Annotated in this window: 4 protein-coding genes; all 4 read right to left on the bottom strand. The window is 59.0% G+C overall.

The window, feature by feature from the left end; genetic code table 11:
- Positions 1 to 9: 9 nt before the first annotated feature.
- Positions 10 to 1,560, bottom strand: coding sequence for a 4-hydroxyphenylacetate 3-hydroxylase N-terminal domain-containing protein (locus J7447_RS06530; RefSeq protein WP_209169112.1), 1,551 nt, complete (start codon positions 1,558 to 1,560; stop codon positions 10 to 12).
- Positions 1,550 to 15,280 carry a non-ribosomal peptide synthetase gene (locus tag J7447_RS06525; protein ID WP_209169111.1) on the bottom strand — a complete coding sequence of 4,577 codons (13,731 nt, stop codon included), beginning with the start codon at positions 15,278 to 15,280 and terminating at the stop codon, positions 1,550 to 1,552. Before J7447_RS06525 ends, J7447_RS06530 begins: the two co-directional genes overlap by 11 nt.
- 70 nt (positions 15,281 to 15,350) lie before the next feature.
- A complete protein-coding gene (locus J7447_RS06520; protein ID WP_353653746.1) occupies positions 15,351 to 16,670 on the bottom strand; it encodes an NtaA/DmoA family FMN-dependent monooxygenase in 1,320 nt (439 codons plus the stop codon).
- A gap of 224 nt (positions 16,671 to 16,894) precedes the next feature.
- Positions 16,895 to 17,566, bottom strand: a complete 672-nt coding sequence (locus J7447_RS06515) for a class I SAM-dependent methyltransferase (RefSeq protein ID WP_139314040.1) — start codon at positions 17,564 to 17,566, stop codon at positions 16,895 to 16,897.
- Between the last annotated feature and the right edge of the window lie 230 nt (positions 17,567 to 17,796).

The following is a 17,796-nucleotide window of genomic DNA, read 5'->3' as shown; positions in this document are numbered from 1 at the left end:
CCTTGCGCGTCAGTCTTTCCACGCCGTGTTGCACCAGCCGAATTCATCATAATCATCAAGGCACTGGTCAACAAGCGACAGCATTTGGTCCATTGAACCGTCGCGCCGTGCGATTGCAGGAAGCTGAAGTTTCACCTCTTCATGATTGCCGGCATAATTGCGCTCGTATAGCTCGTGACGCCCTGCAAATTCCGAGCCCGTGGCGTCCCACAGCAGCTTCATCAGCTTGATACGGTCCTTGTAGCCAACGCCGTTGGAGCCGCGCACGTACCGTTCCAGATAACCGTCGATTTCTGGGTTCTGGAAATCCTTTGCGGAAGACGGCAGATAGATCAGCGCGGACGCGACGATCTTCTGGACAATCTCCTTCACACGACCGTAGGCATCGGGCGCAAGCGCGCGATAGGCCTGCGCGGCCGATAGTCCCGGCAGGAAAGCGCCGTCTGCAAAGGCTTCTGGTGTCCGGGCCATTGCATCCGACAACGACCAGAACAGGTGACGCAGGGCTATCACCTCCCCTTGCAGAACCTGATTTCCGCGAAACTCGTCACCGCTGGTGATGTGCAAAGCCCTGGTCAGCAGACCGGCGAGAAAGTCCAGCTTCACCGCAAACCGGGTGCATCCGTGGAAACAGGTGCCTTGCAGGTAGCCCGTGTCCATCAGGAAGTCGATCGGCTTGTGTGCAGGCCCATAGACCAGCACGTTCTCCCAGGGCACGAAAACGTTGTCGAGAACGAGGATGGCGTCGTTTTCGTCGAAGCGGGAAGACAGCGGGCTGTCGAACGGCGTCGAGGACTGGCTCGCCGCATATTCGTAGGAATTCCGGCAGATCAGCTTGATGCCCGGCGTCGACATGTCGAGAAAGAACATGAAAGCCGTAGGCGGTTCGTTGGTTTCCGAGACCGCGTGGTGGCTGAGAAAGTTGTAGTGGGTCAGTGCTGCCGAAGTCGCGACGACCTTTGCACCTGAAAGATAAAGCCCCGCGTCTGTTTCCTTGACAACATGAACCAGGATGTCTTTTGCATCGCTGAAAGGCTTCGCCCGGTCAATCGGCGGATTGGCCACAGCATGGTTCATGAAATAGGTGCGCTGCTGAGCCAGATGATACCAGCAACGCGCGTTGTCTGCGAAAGGCCCATAATAGGCCGCGTTGGCGTCCAGCGTGTTGACGATCGCTGCCTTGTAGTCCGGTGAGCGCCCCATCCAGCCGTAGCTCATCTTTGCCCATTCCGCGATCGCCTTCTGTTGACCGAGCAGGTCCTCTGCCGATCTGGCCACCTTGAAATATCGGTGTGTGTAACCGGTTGGATCGGCATCTGCAGATGCGGTCAGGACATTGGTGCCGCTATCGTGATCCTGATGCAGGGCATCGTAAAGCCGTGCCAGGGAACGTACCGAGTTGCGAAAGGCAGGATGACCCGTCAGGTCGGTCACCCGCTCTCCATTGAAATAGACACAGCGCTGGTCCTGGAGACTGTCGATGAACTCCGCGCCGGTCATGGGTATCGCGCGCTGTACAGCGTGTTCAGGTTCCACGGGATTGAGGATATCAACCGACATTCTTTAGTCTCCCTTCCGCAACGGCCTGCCTGAACGGCTGATCGCCAAGGTTCATCAAAGCATTCAGCCCCTCGCCGATTTCGCAAAGGGCCTGCTGCGATGTCATTTCATGGTGTGTACAGTCGAGTGCGTGCGCCTCGAATTGTCCGCTTGTCCGGTTTTCCCAGGGATCGGCCTCAACACCCAGCATACGCTTCGTATCGTTCGAAGCGTAATGCACCAGGGGACAGTTTAACGTCTTGGGCCGATAGCCATGTGCGAGCAGCGCGTTGTTTCGGGCGATCCGCAGCATGTTGTTGAAGTCGACTGGGCTGAGGTCTGCCAGAGGATGGGCACTGTCTTCCAGAAATCTCCGGACATCCTCAAAGGTAATGTCTTCGGGTACGCGTCCATGCGGATCGAAGCCGATCATTTCAAGGAACGCACCGCGCGCTCCACTATCTGAAAGATCCGGCAACGGGTCTCCTTCGTGCATCGGATAACTGTCCAGAAGCATCAGGAACTCGACGTCTCTGCCGCTTTCTTCCAAAAGACGTGCCATTTCGAAGGCAGCCAGCCCTCCGAACGACCAACCAAGCAACCGAACCGGGCCCGTGCTTGCCACCTTGTTGACGCTTGCGACGTAATCGGCCGCCATTTGGTTCAGCGTTGAAGGCAAAACGGCCTCGCCGATATAGCCGCGCGCCTGAAGGGCGATGATCGGGACATCGGCTGGCAGGACGGAAGCAAGACCGGCATACGTCCAACCAAGACCGAAGCCCGGATGAACGCAGAATAGTGGCGCCTGACATCCTGCCCGCCGGATCTGCAGCACCGGCTCCAGCAAACCGGTCTTGCGACCTTGCCGGAGCGACAGCAGACCGCGCACCGTCGGTGTTTCGAAAATATCTCGAAGGCTGACGTCCAGGCCCATGCGTTCCTTCATCAGTGCCTTCAGGCGTGCGGCGAGCAGCGAATGCCCCCCCATATCAAAGAAACTGTCTTCCGGTCCCGGCACTACGCCGGGCAGCAGTTCAGCGAAGAGATTGCACAACAACGTTTCCTGGAGTGTTGCCGGACTTGTTTCTCCCTGTTTCCAGACAGGATCCGGCAGCGCCAGACGGTTCAGCTTTCCATTTGGTGTCAGCGGCAATTCCGGGAGTACGATAAAAGCGCCAGGCACCATGTAGTCAGGCAGGTTTCGCTGGAGCACGGAACGAAGCTCTTCAGTTTTGAGTTCAGCCCCTTCTTCCGGAACAACATAGGCAACGAGCGAAGAACCTCGCGCTCCATCCGGCCGGTCCAAGACCACCGCCTGCGCAATATTCGTCATCGATGCGATGGTCGCCTCGATCTCGCCAAGCTCGATACGATGGCCTCGAATCTTGACCTGGCTGTCTCCGCGTCCCAGGAACACAAGCTCACCGTTGCGTCTGCGATAGACCGTGTCCCCGGTCCGGTACATGCGAGCTCCATGGCCTGCAAACGGATCGGCAACAAAGCGTTCGCTCGTCAGATCCGAACGCCCGTGATAGCCACGTGCGAGCCCAAGCCCGCCGATGTAGAGTTCGCCGGAAATACCTTCGGCGACAGGCTGAAGGGTCTCATCAAGTACGTAGACCTGCGAGTTCCACAAAGGTTGCCCGATAGACGGAATGCCAGAACTTTCGGGGGAAACAGATGCGCTCACAGACCAGATCGTTGTCTCGGTCGGGCCATAGACATTCGTCACCGGCCCTGCGGTTTGCAGCTGCGACGCTAGTCCGCCGTCCAGAGCCTCACCGCCCACAAGAACCTGCAAACGCGGCAGTGGCCCAACCTCCAGAAGCGACCGCCAGAGCGATGGCGTTGCCTGCATGACCGTTGGTTTTTCCTGGCCGATCCAGTCATGGAGGCGATCCGCTTCGCGCTGATTGCCTTCAAACAGCACTACGCCTGCACCGACCAGCAGCGGGCCGTAGAGCTCAAGCCCGGCAATGTCGAACCCGATCGTGGTCGCGCTGAGCACCTTGTCCTGCGGCAGAAGGCGAAGCTCGGTACTCAGGCAACACAGAAGGTTCTTGAGCCCCTCGCGTGTAACGACGACACCTTTCGGCTTACCGGTGGAACCAGACGTGTAGATGACGTAGGCCGGGTGCGCGGGATCAATCGGTTGTTTCCGGTCGGCATCGGTCGGGGTCGAAGCGGACATCTTGGCCAGCTCGGACCCGGTCGCCTCGGCATCCAGCAGCAGAAGCGCCGATGTCGGCGCACCGTCCGTCAAGGCGGCGGCGGTCACCGTCTCGGAGATCACAAGACGCGGCGCGGCATCGTCCAGCATCATCGCAATGCGGGCTGCCGGATAGTCCGGATCCAGCGGCAGATAGGCGGCGCCCGTTTTCAGCACCGCCAGCAGCGCCACGATCATGTCCGGGTTTCTCGGCAAGGCTATCGCGACCCGGTCCTCAGCACCAATGCCGCGCCGGATCAGAAGATGCGCCAGCCGGTTTGCCCGTACCTCAAGCTCGGCATAGGTCAGCCGCTCCGTGCTGCCGATAACCGCTTCCCGCGTTCCAAACCGGGAAGCCGTTGCAGAGACAAGCTCCGTCAGATCGCCTTCCGGCAAGGCGTGCCGTGTTGCGTTCCACCGGTCCTGCACAGCCTTTCTTTCAGAAGCCGGCAGCATCTCGAGAGATCCGAGCGGCGCTTCCGGACGGGAGGCCATCTGCGCCAGTACATTGCACAACTGCCCAAGAAGACTGCGGCCAAGGTCTGCACCGATCCGTTCTTCCCGGCAATCCAGCCGCAGCAGCAGCCGTTTGCCCGGAACAACCATCAGGCTCAAAGGATAGTGGGTCTGGTCATGCACCTCGACACCGCTGATCCGCAGGCCATCCGGCGAAGCCTCATGGGTCTCGTCGCTGAAGGGATAGTTCTCGAACACCACCAGCGTGTCGAACAGGTCTCCAAGTCCCGCTTCTGCCTGAATCTCCGGCAGCCCCAGATGCTGGTGAGGCAGAAGTGCGGCCTGACGGGACTGCAGCTCCTTCAGGAAGCTGCTGACGGATGTTGCCGGAACAGGCTTTGCCCTTACCGGCACGGTGTTGATGAAGAGACCCGCCATGGTTTCGACGCCGGTGATCTCGGCAGGTCGGCCGGAGACCGTCGTGCCGAAGACCAGATCATCCCGCCCACAGATGCGGCCAAGCACGACCGACCAGGCGCCCTGGAGCACCGTGTTCAAGGTGATGTCCAGCGTGCGGGCCAGGCCTTCCAATGACCGGGTTGCGTCCTCGCTCAGCAGATCGTCAAAGCGCAGCACCGCACTGCTTTCACCTGACGAGGAGCCGGAGGACGTGTTTGCAGACTGGCCATAGACAGAGGCCGCCAGCCGGGTCGGCTCTTCCAGACCGGACAGAGATTCTTGCCAGGCCGCTTTCGCAGCCGTCTTGTCCTGCTGCTGCAGCCAGCCGAGATACCGGTCAAACGGTGTTACTGGCGGCAGACCCCCTGCCCCGCCGGCTTCGTAAATCTCCTTCAGCTCCCGCATCAGCACCGGCAACGACCAGCCGTCGAGAAGAATGTGGTGATTGGTCAACACCAGCCACGCACCGCCGTCCGGACGTTTTACGAGGCAGACACGCAGCAATGGACCTTGAGCAAGGTCGAAACGGGTCTTCCTGTCTTCCAGGAGAAACCGCTCCAGCTCTGCATCCTCGGACAAGTCCACCTGCTTAAGTGGCAGTTCGACCTTCGACAGGATCACCTGAACGGGATCGCTCAGGCCTTCGTGGCAGAAGACAGCCCGCAGAGGTGCATGCCGGGCAACGAGAGCCTGAAGGCTCGCCTCAAGATGCTCTGCATCCACCGGGCCATCCAGGCTGACAACCGTCTGCACCTTGTAGGCGTCCTCACCCGTCTCAGCGTCCATCACGGCGTGAAACAGCAAACCCGACTGAAGGCCCGTCAACGGCCACACCGTCGATAACAAACCGCCGTAGCGTTCAACAAGCAAGTCGACATCGGCCTGGGAAACAGCAGCCAGCGGGAAATCCGAAGGCGACTGACCACCGGCTTTAGACCAGTTGCCGTGTGCTGCCAGCCGCATCAGAGCGTCTTCCCAGAGTGCCTTGAATTCAGCGGTCTCTTTTTCCGAAAGATGTCTGCTGGCAAACCCGAACTCGGTGTGGAGGGAAAAGCCCTTTTCCTCTTCGATCGCCTGACAATCGATGGAAAGCATGTGAGCAACCGGTGTTGCCGGATCGAAACCGCCGCGTATTCCACCAAAGAACGGCGCCGCGCTCCAAGCACCAACAGCGCTCGCCGGAAAACGACCGAGATAGTTGAAGGCGATCTGCGCCTTGTTTTCGCTCGCAAGTTTGGCGGAGGACTCCTTGTTGAGATACCGCAGCATTCCATAACCAAGGCCATGATCGGGACGTGCGGAGGTTTGCTCCTTGATCTCGATAATGAGCTGCTGCAGGTCCGCGTCGGAGATACCGGAAATGCCATTTCCTGCCTTCGTGACCTCCAGCCGTGCCGGGAAGACGCTAGTGAACCAGCCGACAGTTCGGCTGAGGTCGGCGTCTCCAATCGCTTCGCGTCCATGCCCTTCGACATCGCACAGGATCGGACCACCCGGTTTTCCAAACCTGGAAGTTTTGAAAGCCCCAACGGCAAGGCCAAGTGCCGCCAGAAGCACATCCTGCGGTCCGCAGCTGTAAAGAGCAGGCAGACGGGTCAGGATCTGCTCGGTTTCGTCAGCGCTCAGAAGGCTGGCAAGGGACTTCAACGTTTGAACCGTATCCTGCCTGCGGTCCAGATCACCTACCAGAAAGCGCTCAGTGCCGGATGATAGAAGTGCGCTCCAGTACCCCTCTTCAGATGCGCGCGCATCGGAGGCCGCATCGGCTTGCAGCAGCCTGCTCCACCCTGGGAAAGAAGTGCTTTCAGGTTCCAGGCTGATCGGGCGGTCGGCCGACCAATCGTCCCAAGCTGTCCGAAGATCGTCGCTCAGGATGCGCCAGGAGACACCATCGATCACCAGGTGGTGCGCCACAAGCAGAAGCAGACCCGGCTCCATCTGGCCACGGTCAAACCAGATGGCACTGAACACCTTGCCTCGGGAAAGAGACAAGGCCTCAACTGCGGCGGCATGCTGTTCTTCCAGAAGATCTTTCAGCCCGTTTTCGTTTTCGACCTCACTCAGGCTGATGTGCTTGACAGGGAAAACGTCGGCGAGCTCGGCAACCGGAGCAATCTTCATCGCCGGCGTAGTCTTGTTCGCTCGAGCCCGCAGCATCCCGTGCCGCTGGACGATTGCCCCCAGAGCTGTTTGCAGGAATTCGGCATTTGCCCCTTTCGGAAGCATCAGACAGGTCGACTGGAAAAAGCCGTCGGCGGGACCACCCAGTTCTGCAAACCAGCGCAGGATTGGCGTGGGCAAAACGGTATCTGGCTCGAACTCCTTCAGTCCAGTGACTTCCGGTCCTTCAAACGTCCTTGCCACGCTCGCAAGCTTTGCAACCGTCTTGTGATCGAAGACGTCTTTCGGTGTTGCCTTGAGACCCTTTCGACGCAACAGTCCAACAAGCCGGATTGCCGATATGCTGTCGCCGCCGAGACCGAAGAAGCTGTCGTCGAGCGCGGGAGGAGATATGCCGAGCGTTTCGGCAAAAGCGGCGGCTACCGCCTGTTCTGCCGGAGACTGCCGTCTTGTTTCTTCAGCTCTTTGCGGGCGGCTGGGTGCCGGCAGGGCCTTCCTGTCGATCTTGCCGTTCGGAAGCCTTGGCAAGTAGGGCAAGAGGTCTATCTGTGCCGGAACCATATAATCCGGCAGACGGTCGGCGCAGTAGCGCTGCAGCTCTTCTGCACTTGGATCCGATCGTTCCTGCCCGATCACATAGGCAACAAGCCTCGAAGCGCCCTTCCGGTCGCTGTAGACGCTCACGAGACATTGGGCGACATCGCTGCGTTCCAGAAGTACACGTTCGATCTCGCCCGGCTCGATACGTCGTCCCCTGACCTTGACCTGCGCATCACTGCGGCCCAGGAAAAAGAGGTTGCCGTCTCCCGCCCGATAGACGAGATCCCCTGTTCGGTACATTCGCCGTCCGGCACCGGCGAACGGGTCAGCGACAAATCTGGAAGAGGTCAGATCCGCAAGGTTTTGATAGCCCCGCGCAAGACCGGCACCGCCGATGTACAATTCTCCAGCCACACCGTTCGGGACGGGCTGAAGCGTTTGATCAAGTACGTAGAGGCTGGAATTCCAGATCGGCAACCCGATGGGCGCGATATCGACTTCCTGAACAGGTGTCAGCGGCAAGCTCATGGAACCGCACACAGTCACTTCCGTAGGGCCGTAAGCATTGACGAGGCAACAACGGTCAGACCATCTGCGAACTTCCGGCACGCTGATGGCTTCACCGGCCGTTACCAGCACACAACCTTCGGGAAGGTCTGTCGTCTTCATCACGCTCAAGAGGCTCGGCGACAACGTGATATGCGTTACCCGTTGCGCATACATGAATGTCTTCAAGGCTGCAGGATCTGTGAATGCCTGTCTTGGCCAGATCACAAGAGCCGCACCGGAGACCAGTGCCGTAGCGATTTCCGAAAAGGCGGCGTCGAAACTGAAGGATGCGAACTGCGCGACCCGAGACTGTTCCGAAATCGCAAACCGTTCGATCTGGGCATAGGCGAGATTTGAAAGCCCCTCGCGTGTAACGACGACACCTTTCGGCTTACCGGTCGAGCCGGACGTGTAGATGACGTAGGCCGGGTGCGCGGGATCAATCGGTTGTTTCCGGTCGGCATCGGTCGGGGTCGAAGCGGACATCTTGGCCAGCTCGGACCCGGTCGCCTCGGCATCCAGCAGCAGAAGCGCCGATGTCGGCGCACCGTCCGTCAAGGCGGCGGCGGTCACCGTCTCGGAGATCACAAGACGCGGCGCGGCATCGTCCAGCATCATCGCAATGCGGGCTGCCGGATAGTCCGGATCCAGCGGCAGATAGGCGGCGCCCGTTTTCAGCACCGCCAGCAGCGCCACGATCATGTCCGGGTTTCTCGGCAAGGCTATCGCGACCCGGTCCTCAGCACCAATGCCGCGCCGGATCAGAAGATGCGCCAGCCGGTTTGCCCGTACCTCAAGCTCGGCATAGGTCAGCCGCTCCGTGCTGCCGATAACCGCTTCCCGCGTTCCAAACCGGGAAGCCGTTGCAGAGACAAGCTCCGTCAGATCGCCTTCCGGCAAGGCGTGCCGTGTTGCGTTCCACCGGTCCTGCACAGCCTTTCTTTCAGAAGCCGGCAGCATCTCGAGAGATCCGAGCGGCGCTTCCGGACGGGAGGCCATCTGCGCCAGTACATTGCACAACTGCCCAAGAAGACTGCGGCCAAGGTCTGCACCGATCCGTTCTTCCCGGCAATCCAGCCGCAGCAGCAGCCGTTTGCCCGGAACAACCATCAGGCTCAAAGGATAGTGGGTCTGGTCATGCACCTCGACACCGCTGATCCGCAGGCCATCCGGCGAAGCCTCATGGGTCTCGTCGCTGAAGGGATAGTTCTCGAACACCACCAGCGTGTCGAACAGGTCTCCAAGTCCCGCTTCTGCCTGAATCTCCGGCAGCCCCAGATGCTGGTGAGGCAGAAGTGCGGCCTGACGGGACTGCAGCTCCTTCAGGAAGCTGCTGACGGATGTTGCCGGAACAGGCTTTGCCCTTACCGGCACGGTGTTGATGAAGAGACCCGCCATGGTTTCGACGCCGGTGATCTCGGCAGGTCGGCCGGAGACCGTCGTGCCGAAGACCAGATCATCCCGCCCACAGATGCGGCCAAGCACGACCGACCAGGCGCCCTGGAGCACCGTGTTCAAGGTGATGTCCAGCGTGCGGGCCAGGCCTTCCAATGACCGGGTTGCGTCCTCGCTCAGCAGATCGTCAAAGCGCAGCACCGCACTGCTTTCACCTGACGAGGAGCCGGAGGACGTGTTTGCAGACTGGCCATAGACAGAGGCCGCCAGCCGGGTCGGCTCTTCCAGACCGGACAGAGATTCTTGCCAGGCCGCTTTCGCAGCTGTCTTGTCCTGCTGCTGCAGCCAGCCGAGATACCGGTCAAACGGCGTTACTGGCGGCAGAACCCCTGCCCCGCCGGCTTCGTAAATCTCCTTCAGCTCCCGCATCAGCACCGGCAACGACCAGCCGTCGAGAAGAATGTGGTGATTGGTCAACACCAGCCAGGCACCGCCGTCCGGACGTTTTACGAGGCAGACACGCAGCAGTGGACCTTGAGCAAGGTCGAAACGGATCTCCCTGTCTTCCAAGAGAAACCGCTCCAGCTCCGCTTCCGGATCTGCGTCCTCTGACAAGTCCACCTGCTTAAGTGGCAGCTCGACCTTCGACAGGACCACCTGAACGGGATCGCTCAGGCCTTCGTGGCAGAAGACTGCCCGCAGGGGAGCGTGCCGGGCAACGAGAGCCTGAAGGCTCGCCTCAAGACGCTGCGCATCCACCAGGCCATCGAGGCTGACCACCGTCTGCACCTTGTAGGCGTCCTCGCCCGTCTCAGCGTCCATCAAGGCGTGAAACAGCAAACCAGACTGAAGACCCGTCAACGGCCACACCGTCGATAGCAAACCGCCGTAGCGGCTGCTGACAATGCTCAGATCTTCGTCGCTGATCCATCCTGACTTGAGATCAGTTCCGATCTCCGGCAATTGCTGCCTTTGCGCAACCGTTGCCAGCTCTGCAGGGGTCTTGTTGCTGAAGACATCTCTTGCCGAAAACACCAGCCCTGCTCGCCGTGCTCGGCTGACCAGTTGAATGGAGAGAATACTGTCGCCGCCAAGTGCGAAGAAGTTGTCGGCAGGCCCTACGGTTCCCAGACCCAGAACATCAGCAAACAATGCGCAGATATCGGTCTCGGTTTGCCCCGCAGGTACCTTCGCTCCATCGCCGTGAATTTCAGGCGCAGGCAGGCGCTTGATGTCCAACTTGCCATTGGTCGTGAAAGGAAGTTGTTCCAGAAGAACAAAATGGGCTGGCACCATGAATGCAGGGAGTGTCTCGGCAAGCCTTTTTCGTAAGCCTGCAAGATCTGGTTCTCCTGTCCCCGTACCAACCACATAGGCAACGAGTTTCTTTTCCCCGGGCCTGTCTTCACGCACGATCACCGTGCACTGGCCTATGTCCGACTGCCTCCCGATAGCGTTTTCGACTTCCTGCGGCTCGATACGGAAGCCATTGATCTTGACCTGGTGATCGGCACGTCCGACGAAGGTCAGCAAGCCGTCGCTGCGCCAGCGCACCAGATCCCCGGTCCGATACATTCTGCTGCCTGCGGGCCCCGCGGGATCGGCAACGAAGCGCTCGGCCGTCAGACCAGTCCGGTCGAGATAGCCAAGCGTCAGGCAGGCACCGGCCAGGTAAAGCTCGCCCACCATGCCGATACCGACAGGTTGCAGGCGGTCATCCAGAATTCGGACGCTACAATTGTCACGCGGCAACCCGATGGGTACCTTGTGCGCGGATTTCTCCAGCGTGTGCATTGCATGCCAGGTCACGAAGGTCGTGCCCTCTGCCGGGCCATAGCCATTGACGAACCGCGTACCAGGCGAAGCTGCCGTTGCCCGGCGCAAGGCTTCTGCGGAAGCCGCCTCACCACCTATCAGCACTGACCTCAAAGGCTTGAATGCTTCGGGTTTTTCACCTGCAATGATGTTGAAAAGACGTGTCGTGATGCAGGCTGCAGACACCTTGTGCTCTTCGACCAGCCGCGCAATCGTTTCAGCATCGAGAATGCCAGGCGGCGCGACGAAAAGCTCCTGCCCCAACATGAGCGGTGTCCAGATTTCATAGGTCGAAGCGTCAAATGCATAGGGCGAATGCAGCAAGACCCGCTCATGGGAGCCTTCCGGCCAGCATCCGTCGAGCGCGAGGGCCTGAATATTGCGGTGGCTGATCGCGATCCCCTTCGGCCTGCCTGTGGAGCCGGAGGTGAAGAGAACGCAGGCGATCTGTCCATTGGTGATATTCGGTAAGGTCTCCTTTCCCGCCGCCACTTGCAGGTGGCTGAAAGGAACGCAGGGTGCATCATTGAAGCTGACTGATATCGCGTCTTCACTGTCAGTCAGCACGAGGTGGGCCCGGGTGTCGGCAACGAGTTGTTGAAGCCGGTTGGCAGGATCGTTCCTGTTCAAGGGAACATATGCCCCACCTGCCTTCACGATCGCGAGCGTTGCGACGACAAGATCAATGGAACGGTCCATCAGGACCGCGACCCGTGCCCCAGGTGCAACGCCCCGGCGGAGGAGGTTTTGCGCAACGCGGTCCGACAATGCATCGAGTTCGGCGTAGGAAAGCGTGCGGGTCTGGCTGGAGAGAGCGACCTTCTCGCCCTTTTCCCTGGCCAGCAGACGAAACCGCTCGGGCAAAGACATTTCGATCGCAGCTTTTTCGACCCGCTCGCCTTCGCACAAGGTGACAAGGCGTGACGCTTCGTCGGGATCGACAATCATGAGGTGGTCGATCCGTTTGTCCGGATTTTCCACGGCTGCGCGAAGTAGATCGATGAAACGCCGGGAAATATTGCCCGCAACCTCCCGATCCAGGAGATCTGTCCGGAATTCGATCCGCCCATCGATACCGCCTGCGCCTCCGACCTCGTCGCGATGAGCAGTCAGGTCGAAGGAAAGATCGAACTTTGAGGCTTCGACAGGCACGTCTTCAACCTCGCAGGTCAACCCCGGCAAGGTAAGAACAGTCGCTCCTGCCATATCGAGCGCCAGAACGGTCTGGAACACCGGATGAAAGGACAGGTCCCTGCGTGGAGCAACCTTGTCGACCACGAGCTCGAATGGCACCTCCCGGCGGGAATAGGCGGCAAGGTTCCGCTGACGCGTATCGGCCAATAACTCGCGAAAGGTCGGCCTGCCGGAAAGATCGCTCCGGAGCGCCAGCATGTTGACGAAGAGGCCTATGGTTTCTTCGAAAGAGCTGTCCGGGCGGCCATCGACAGGCGTTCCGATGACGATGTCTTCCCCTGCGCCGAGCCGCGCCAAGGTCGCAGCCATCGCAGCCTGCAGTACCATGAACAGGCTGGTCCGAGTTTCCAATGCCAGTCGCTCAAGCTTGCAATGAAGCTTTGGCGGGATTGCCACGGCTACTCCGTCGCCTTGCCAATAGGTATTCTTTCGTTGCCCTTCGGCACAGGGCAGATCAACACAATCCGGAGCGCCTGCGAGGTCTTCGCGTGCTTCGGCAAGACGAGCGGCAAGTTCCTGTTCTGCTGCCCCGGACAGCCGGGTATGCTGCCAACTTGCGAAGTCGGCATATTGGATTGCAGGCTTTTTCCAGACAGGTTCCTTGCCGCTCATTCTCGCCGCAAAGGCCGTCTCGAAGTCGGCAAGCAATGGGCGCAGGGCGCCACCGTCAATCGCGATATGATGCATGACAATCTGCATCATGCATTGCGGTTCAGGACCGAAATTTTCGTCCGTAACGATCGACACTGTCACCGGCAGGTCCTTGCACAGATCGAACGGCCTGGAAGACTGACGGGAGAGTTCTGACCGGCCTTCAGCTACTGGTACTGAAACAATCCGGATGACATCTTCCGAAACGAAACCCGTACGGATGTCCTGATACGGCTCTCCGGCCCCGTCTTGCGGATAAACGGTCCGCAAGACCTCGTGCCTCTCGATAACGTCTGTCCAGGCTTGCCCGAGAACGGACGGGTCGACGGCACCGGAAAGCCGGAAGCGGTAGACCAGATTGTAGGAAGTATCTTCCGGGTGAAGCCGCTGCAGGAACCAGAGACGCTTTTGAGCAGAAGACAGCGGAACCTTGTCGGGTCGCGCAACGGATTTCAGTTTCAGGCAACATGGTTTCGCTGCCCCTATCAGACGGGCAAGCGCAGCCGGTGTCGGCGCGTCGAAAATCTCGCCTGGAGCGATCTGCACGCCAAATCGGTCTCTCAGTCGATAAGCAAGACGCGCGGCGAGCAGTGAATGCCCACCCAGGAGAAAGAAATTATCATGGACTGAAACCGAGTGGACGCCGAGCAGCTCTGTAAATGCCTCACAGATTGCGGTTTCAAGGTCGCTCTGCGTTCCGCTTGCGCTCCGCCTAGCCGTCCGCACTGGATCCGGCAACGCAGCCCTGTCTAACTTGCCATTGGGTGTGAGCGGAAGCGCATCGAGAGCCATAATCGCCGACGGCAGAAAGGCTGGAGGGAGAGCTTCTGCCAAGGCGGCCATAAGCCTTGCGATATCCTTGTCGGCTCCCACTTCCCAGACAACATAGGCAGCAAGATAGACGTCCGTTTTGTCACGTCGCTTCGCAACGACAGCCGAACGGGCAACCTCCGGCAATCTGTCCAAGGCTGCTGCGACTTCTCCCGGCTCGACGCGGACGCCGCGTATCTTCACCTGATGGTCGGAACGCCCCAGATATTCGTAACCACCGTCAGGCATTCGCCGCGCAACGTCGCCTGTTCTGTAAAGCAAGGCACCAGCGGGCCCAAAGGGCGAAGCGACGAACCGTTCTGCGGTCTTGTCCGGTTGGCGATGATATCCAAGCGCAAGACCTGTGCCGGTTATGTAGAGTTCACCGGTCTCTCCGTCGGAGACAGGCTGAAGCAGATCGTCGAGCAGGTAGAGGACTGTTTCCCGTATAGGGTTGCCGATGGCAATTTTCCCGTCTGCATCACATCGCGCCCAGAGGCTGTCCCCCGCAGCTTCTGACGCACCATAGAAGTTGAACAAGCGGGCGTCTGGCAGTTTCTCGCAGAATTTTTGCAGGAGACTTGATGGTAGAGGCTCGCCACTCGTGACCCAGGTCCGGCAGCCCTTCAAGTCTGGCAAACAGTCGTCCTCGAGAAGACTTGCCAGCAGGCTCGGCACAACGGTCAACCGCGTGACGGCAAACGCCGCCACCGTCTCTGCCAGTCGCCTCGGGTCAGCGGAAACATTTCCACCTTCGAGGACGACCGCACAGCCATTGCACAAGGCGCCCAACAGCTCGGTCGACCCGTCAATGAAGTTCAAGGAGGTCTTGAACAACGTCCGCTCACCCGGCGCGAAGGGCAAGGCTTCCGATATCCAGGCCAGCCTGTTGGCAAGAGCGGCCTGCCGCCCGAGAACGCCCTTGGGCCGCCCGGTGGAACCGGACGTATAGACCAGATAGGCAGGATCATGGCCCGTCAGCTGGCGAACAAGATCACCACCCACAGGAGCGGTATCAGGCTGTCCGGCGATGTCCCGGCTCAGCGAACCGTTTCCAAGAAAGACCGCCCGCGCTGTCTGACCAGCCGCCTCAACGACGCCGGCGACCGGTTGCTCCGCAAGGATCAGATCCGGTTCTGCGTCTTGAAGCATGTCAATCAGACGCTGTCGAGGATAGGTCGGATCGAGCGGCATGTAGCACGCTCCGGTCTTGATCACCCCCAGCAGGCTTACGACGAGGTCCGGCCCGGCAGCACAGCCGAGTGCCACGATCTTGCCAGGCCCGATACCCCGGCCGATGAGGTACCACGCGACACGGTTCGCCTTCCGGTCCAGTTCCTCGAAGGTCAGAACCTTATCCGGCAGTATCAGTGCCCTGTAACCAGGTCTCGACTTCACCTGCCTGGCAAAAAGTGCGCGAACAGAATCAGTCTCATTGTCCGATGTTGCTTCCAACGGCAAATGGCTGGCATCCGGACGCGCATTGCTGCCTGAGGCAGCCTTTGCCCTTGCTGTCTGGAAACCACTTTCGCGGGATGTCATTGAGATCAACTCCGTCGAAGAATTGCCGTTTCTGTTTTGCCTGTCCGGCCGAAACCGAATTGAAATATCGTCAGCCTTGCAGCCCGAGGCGCTGCCTGAGTGTCAAAGGTTCGTGCCCCGCCGGCCGTACGTGCCCTCGCCGGCGGAGAATTGGCACGACGGAGCGGGAAAACTCGTCAAAGCTTCCGGGAAAGTGGGTCGGGGTAATTACGAAGCCGTCGCAAGCGCCGCTTGTAAAATAGCTCTCAAGCTGATCGGCCACCTGTTCCGGCGTTCCGACAAGACGCGGCGTCGACGTGCTCCGCGCCATCCGAATGGCAATGTCGCGAAGCGTCCAGAGCCTTCCCCTGTCCTCTTCCCGGATCCTCTCCAACCAGGGAAATGCGGCTCCGCCATCGACAGCCGCCTTGTTTGGCGACTTGCCAGAACTCTCCAACACCTTGTCGATTGGCGTATCAGGATCGAACCCTGTCGCGTCGACGCCGATCATGCCCGACAGAAAGGCGATGGCGACATCCGGATGGATCAGCTCGTCCAGATATTCGGCCCGCGCTTTTGCAATGGCTTCGGTTTCACCGATCACAGGCTGCACCGCCGTCAGCAGGAATATCTTCTCCGGGTCGCGCCCCATCTCTGCAGCCCGGCGGCGAACATCGGCACGCAGTTCCGACATGCCCTCGGCATCTGCCTGAATGGCGAAAACGACATCAACCCATTTGGCGGAAAAATCACGACCCCGCGGAGAAACGCCGACACTCATCAGGATCGGTTCACCGTCCGGTCCGGCGGGAAGTGACAAGGGACCTCGAAGTTTGAAGCGTTCGCCTTCGTGATCAATGGGATGGATCTTGCCGGTGTCCGCGTAAAGCCCGGACGCCTTGTCGCTTACCAGCGCGTCCGGTTCCCAGGACTTCCAGAGCTTGCGGCAGATCTCCAGGATCTCTTCCGCCCTGTCATAGGCTTCGGGAGAAATGAGCTTTGGGAAATGACCGAAATTGTGCCCGTTGCTCGGACCAGCGGAGGTTACGACGTTCCACGAGATCCGGCCCCTGCTGAAATGGTCCAGCGTACTGAGCGTACGGGCCAGATGATAAGGTTCCATGTAGGTGGTCGATAGCGTGACCGTAAAACCGAGCGACTTCGTTACCGAGGCCATGAGGGAAACCAGCAGGTTCGGGTCATGGCGGATGGCACCAACCGCACCGTGTTTCAAAAAGGTTTCGTAGTTGTCGTTCAGTCCGGTTGTCACGCTGAGCGATTCTGGAATGAATGCGAGGTCGAACCCGCCCCGTTCCAATGTGACCGCCGTATCCTTGAAGAGATCGGGATCACAGAAATCCGTTTCGCTATACGGGTGGCGCCACATGCCGGCGAAATGGCTTCCAGGCACCAAAATATACCCGGCTAGAAACATATGACGATTTGCAACACCAGAACTCAAATCACCCCCCAAGACCGGTTTTTAGCAAAGTAATCGATCGTTTAAATTCGCCACCTACTCACTTTTCATTCTCATGACCTAACGGCAATAAAAAACAATTCACGAATTTTTCGCAGAAGATAAGTTAATTTTTATTCACATTCGTCGTTCAACATATCTCTTTTCGACGTTTACTAAATTTTTCGAAAAACCCTCAGGGTGTTGCCGTAAAAGACCCTTGGTATTTCGAGACTCTCGACCAGTTCAAAGCCCGCAGCCCTTACCTGCTTCTCAACTTCTGCGGTTTTCACCTGCTTCACCCATTCACCGGAAAAAATCAGGTCATCGATATTGTGGGCCAGGCGGCGCCAGAAAGGTGCTTCGACCATATCCTTGAAAAGGAACACTCCTGCGGGACCGACCCGTTTGATCGCCTCTTCAACAGCCGTCATCCGTTCAGGTTCGGCAACATGGTGCAGCACGTCGACCATGGTCACCACATCGAAGCAGTCGTCCGGCAGCTCCGCGAAGCTGCCAATTCGCAGGAAGGATACTTCCGCAGAGTGCCCCGTTCGCCCCGCTGCCTTGCGGGCCGAGGCAAGAGCGCCTTCGTGGACATCGCAGCCGGTTGCTTCGCTTATCCTTCCGGATGCCAGCAGAATCGCCAGCAACGCGCCATTGCCGCAGCCTACATCCAGAACCTTTGCATTTGCTGGAACATGCCGCTCCATCTCTTCGAATGGGCAGACGTAGGGCCTGGCGGAGATCAGCTTGCGCAAGAGCCTTGGTTCATAATCGTAAAGGTCAAAAAGGAACCGGCTAAGGTCCTTGCGATCGAAACTGAATGACCCTGTGCTGGCTGACACTCACCACTCCCATAGTCTGTTTCGAACTTGGTTTCACAAACCGTGAAATTAACCATACGTTGTAGTGACGCAACGCTACACAACACAACTTAAGCAAATTCTTTGGCTCTTGCCTAGCTCAAGAAACGCGCTTGCCACAGAGTTGTTTTCTTGCAACTGTGCTGCAATTGACGCAGACAAGACTGCTCGGAAAGCATTGAGAGTTCTTGTTTTTATGCGTTTCTTGGCCG

Origin of the sequence: Labrenzia sp. R5_0 (assembly GCF_017743835.1) — a bacterium.
Taxonomy (GTDB): Bacteria; Pseudomonadota; Alphaproteobacteria; order Rhizobiales; family Stappiaceae; genus Roseibium; species Roseibium algicola.
This window is presented reverse-complemented; position numbering and strand designations above follow the sequence as displayed.

What these genes read in the sequence shown, in the direction of transcription:
- J7447_RS06530 (WP_209169112.1), bottom strand. Translation starts at nt 1,560, where the DNA reads ATGTCGGTTGATATCCTCAATCCCGTGGAACCTGAACACGCTGTACAG.
- J7447_RS06525 (WP_209169111.1), bottom strand. Translation starts at nt 15,280, where the DNA reads ATGACATCCCGCGAAAGTGGTTTCCAGACAGCAAGGGCAAAGGCTGCC.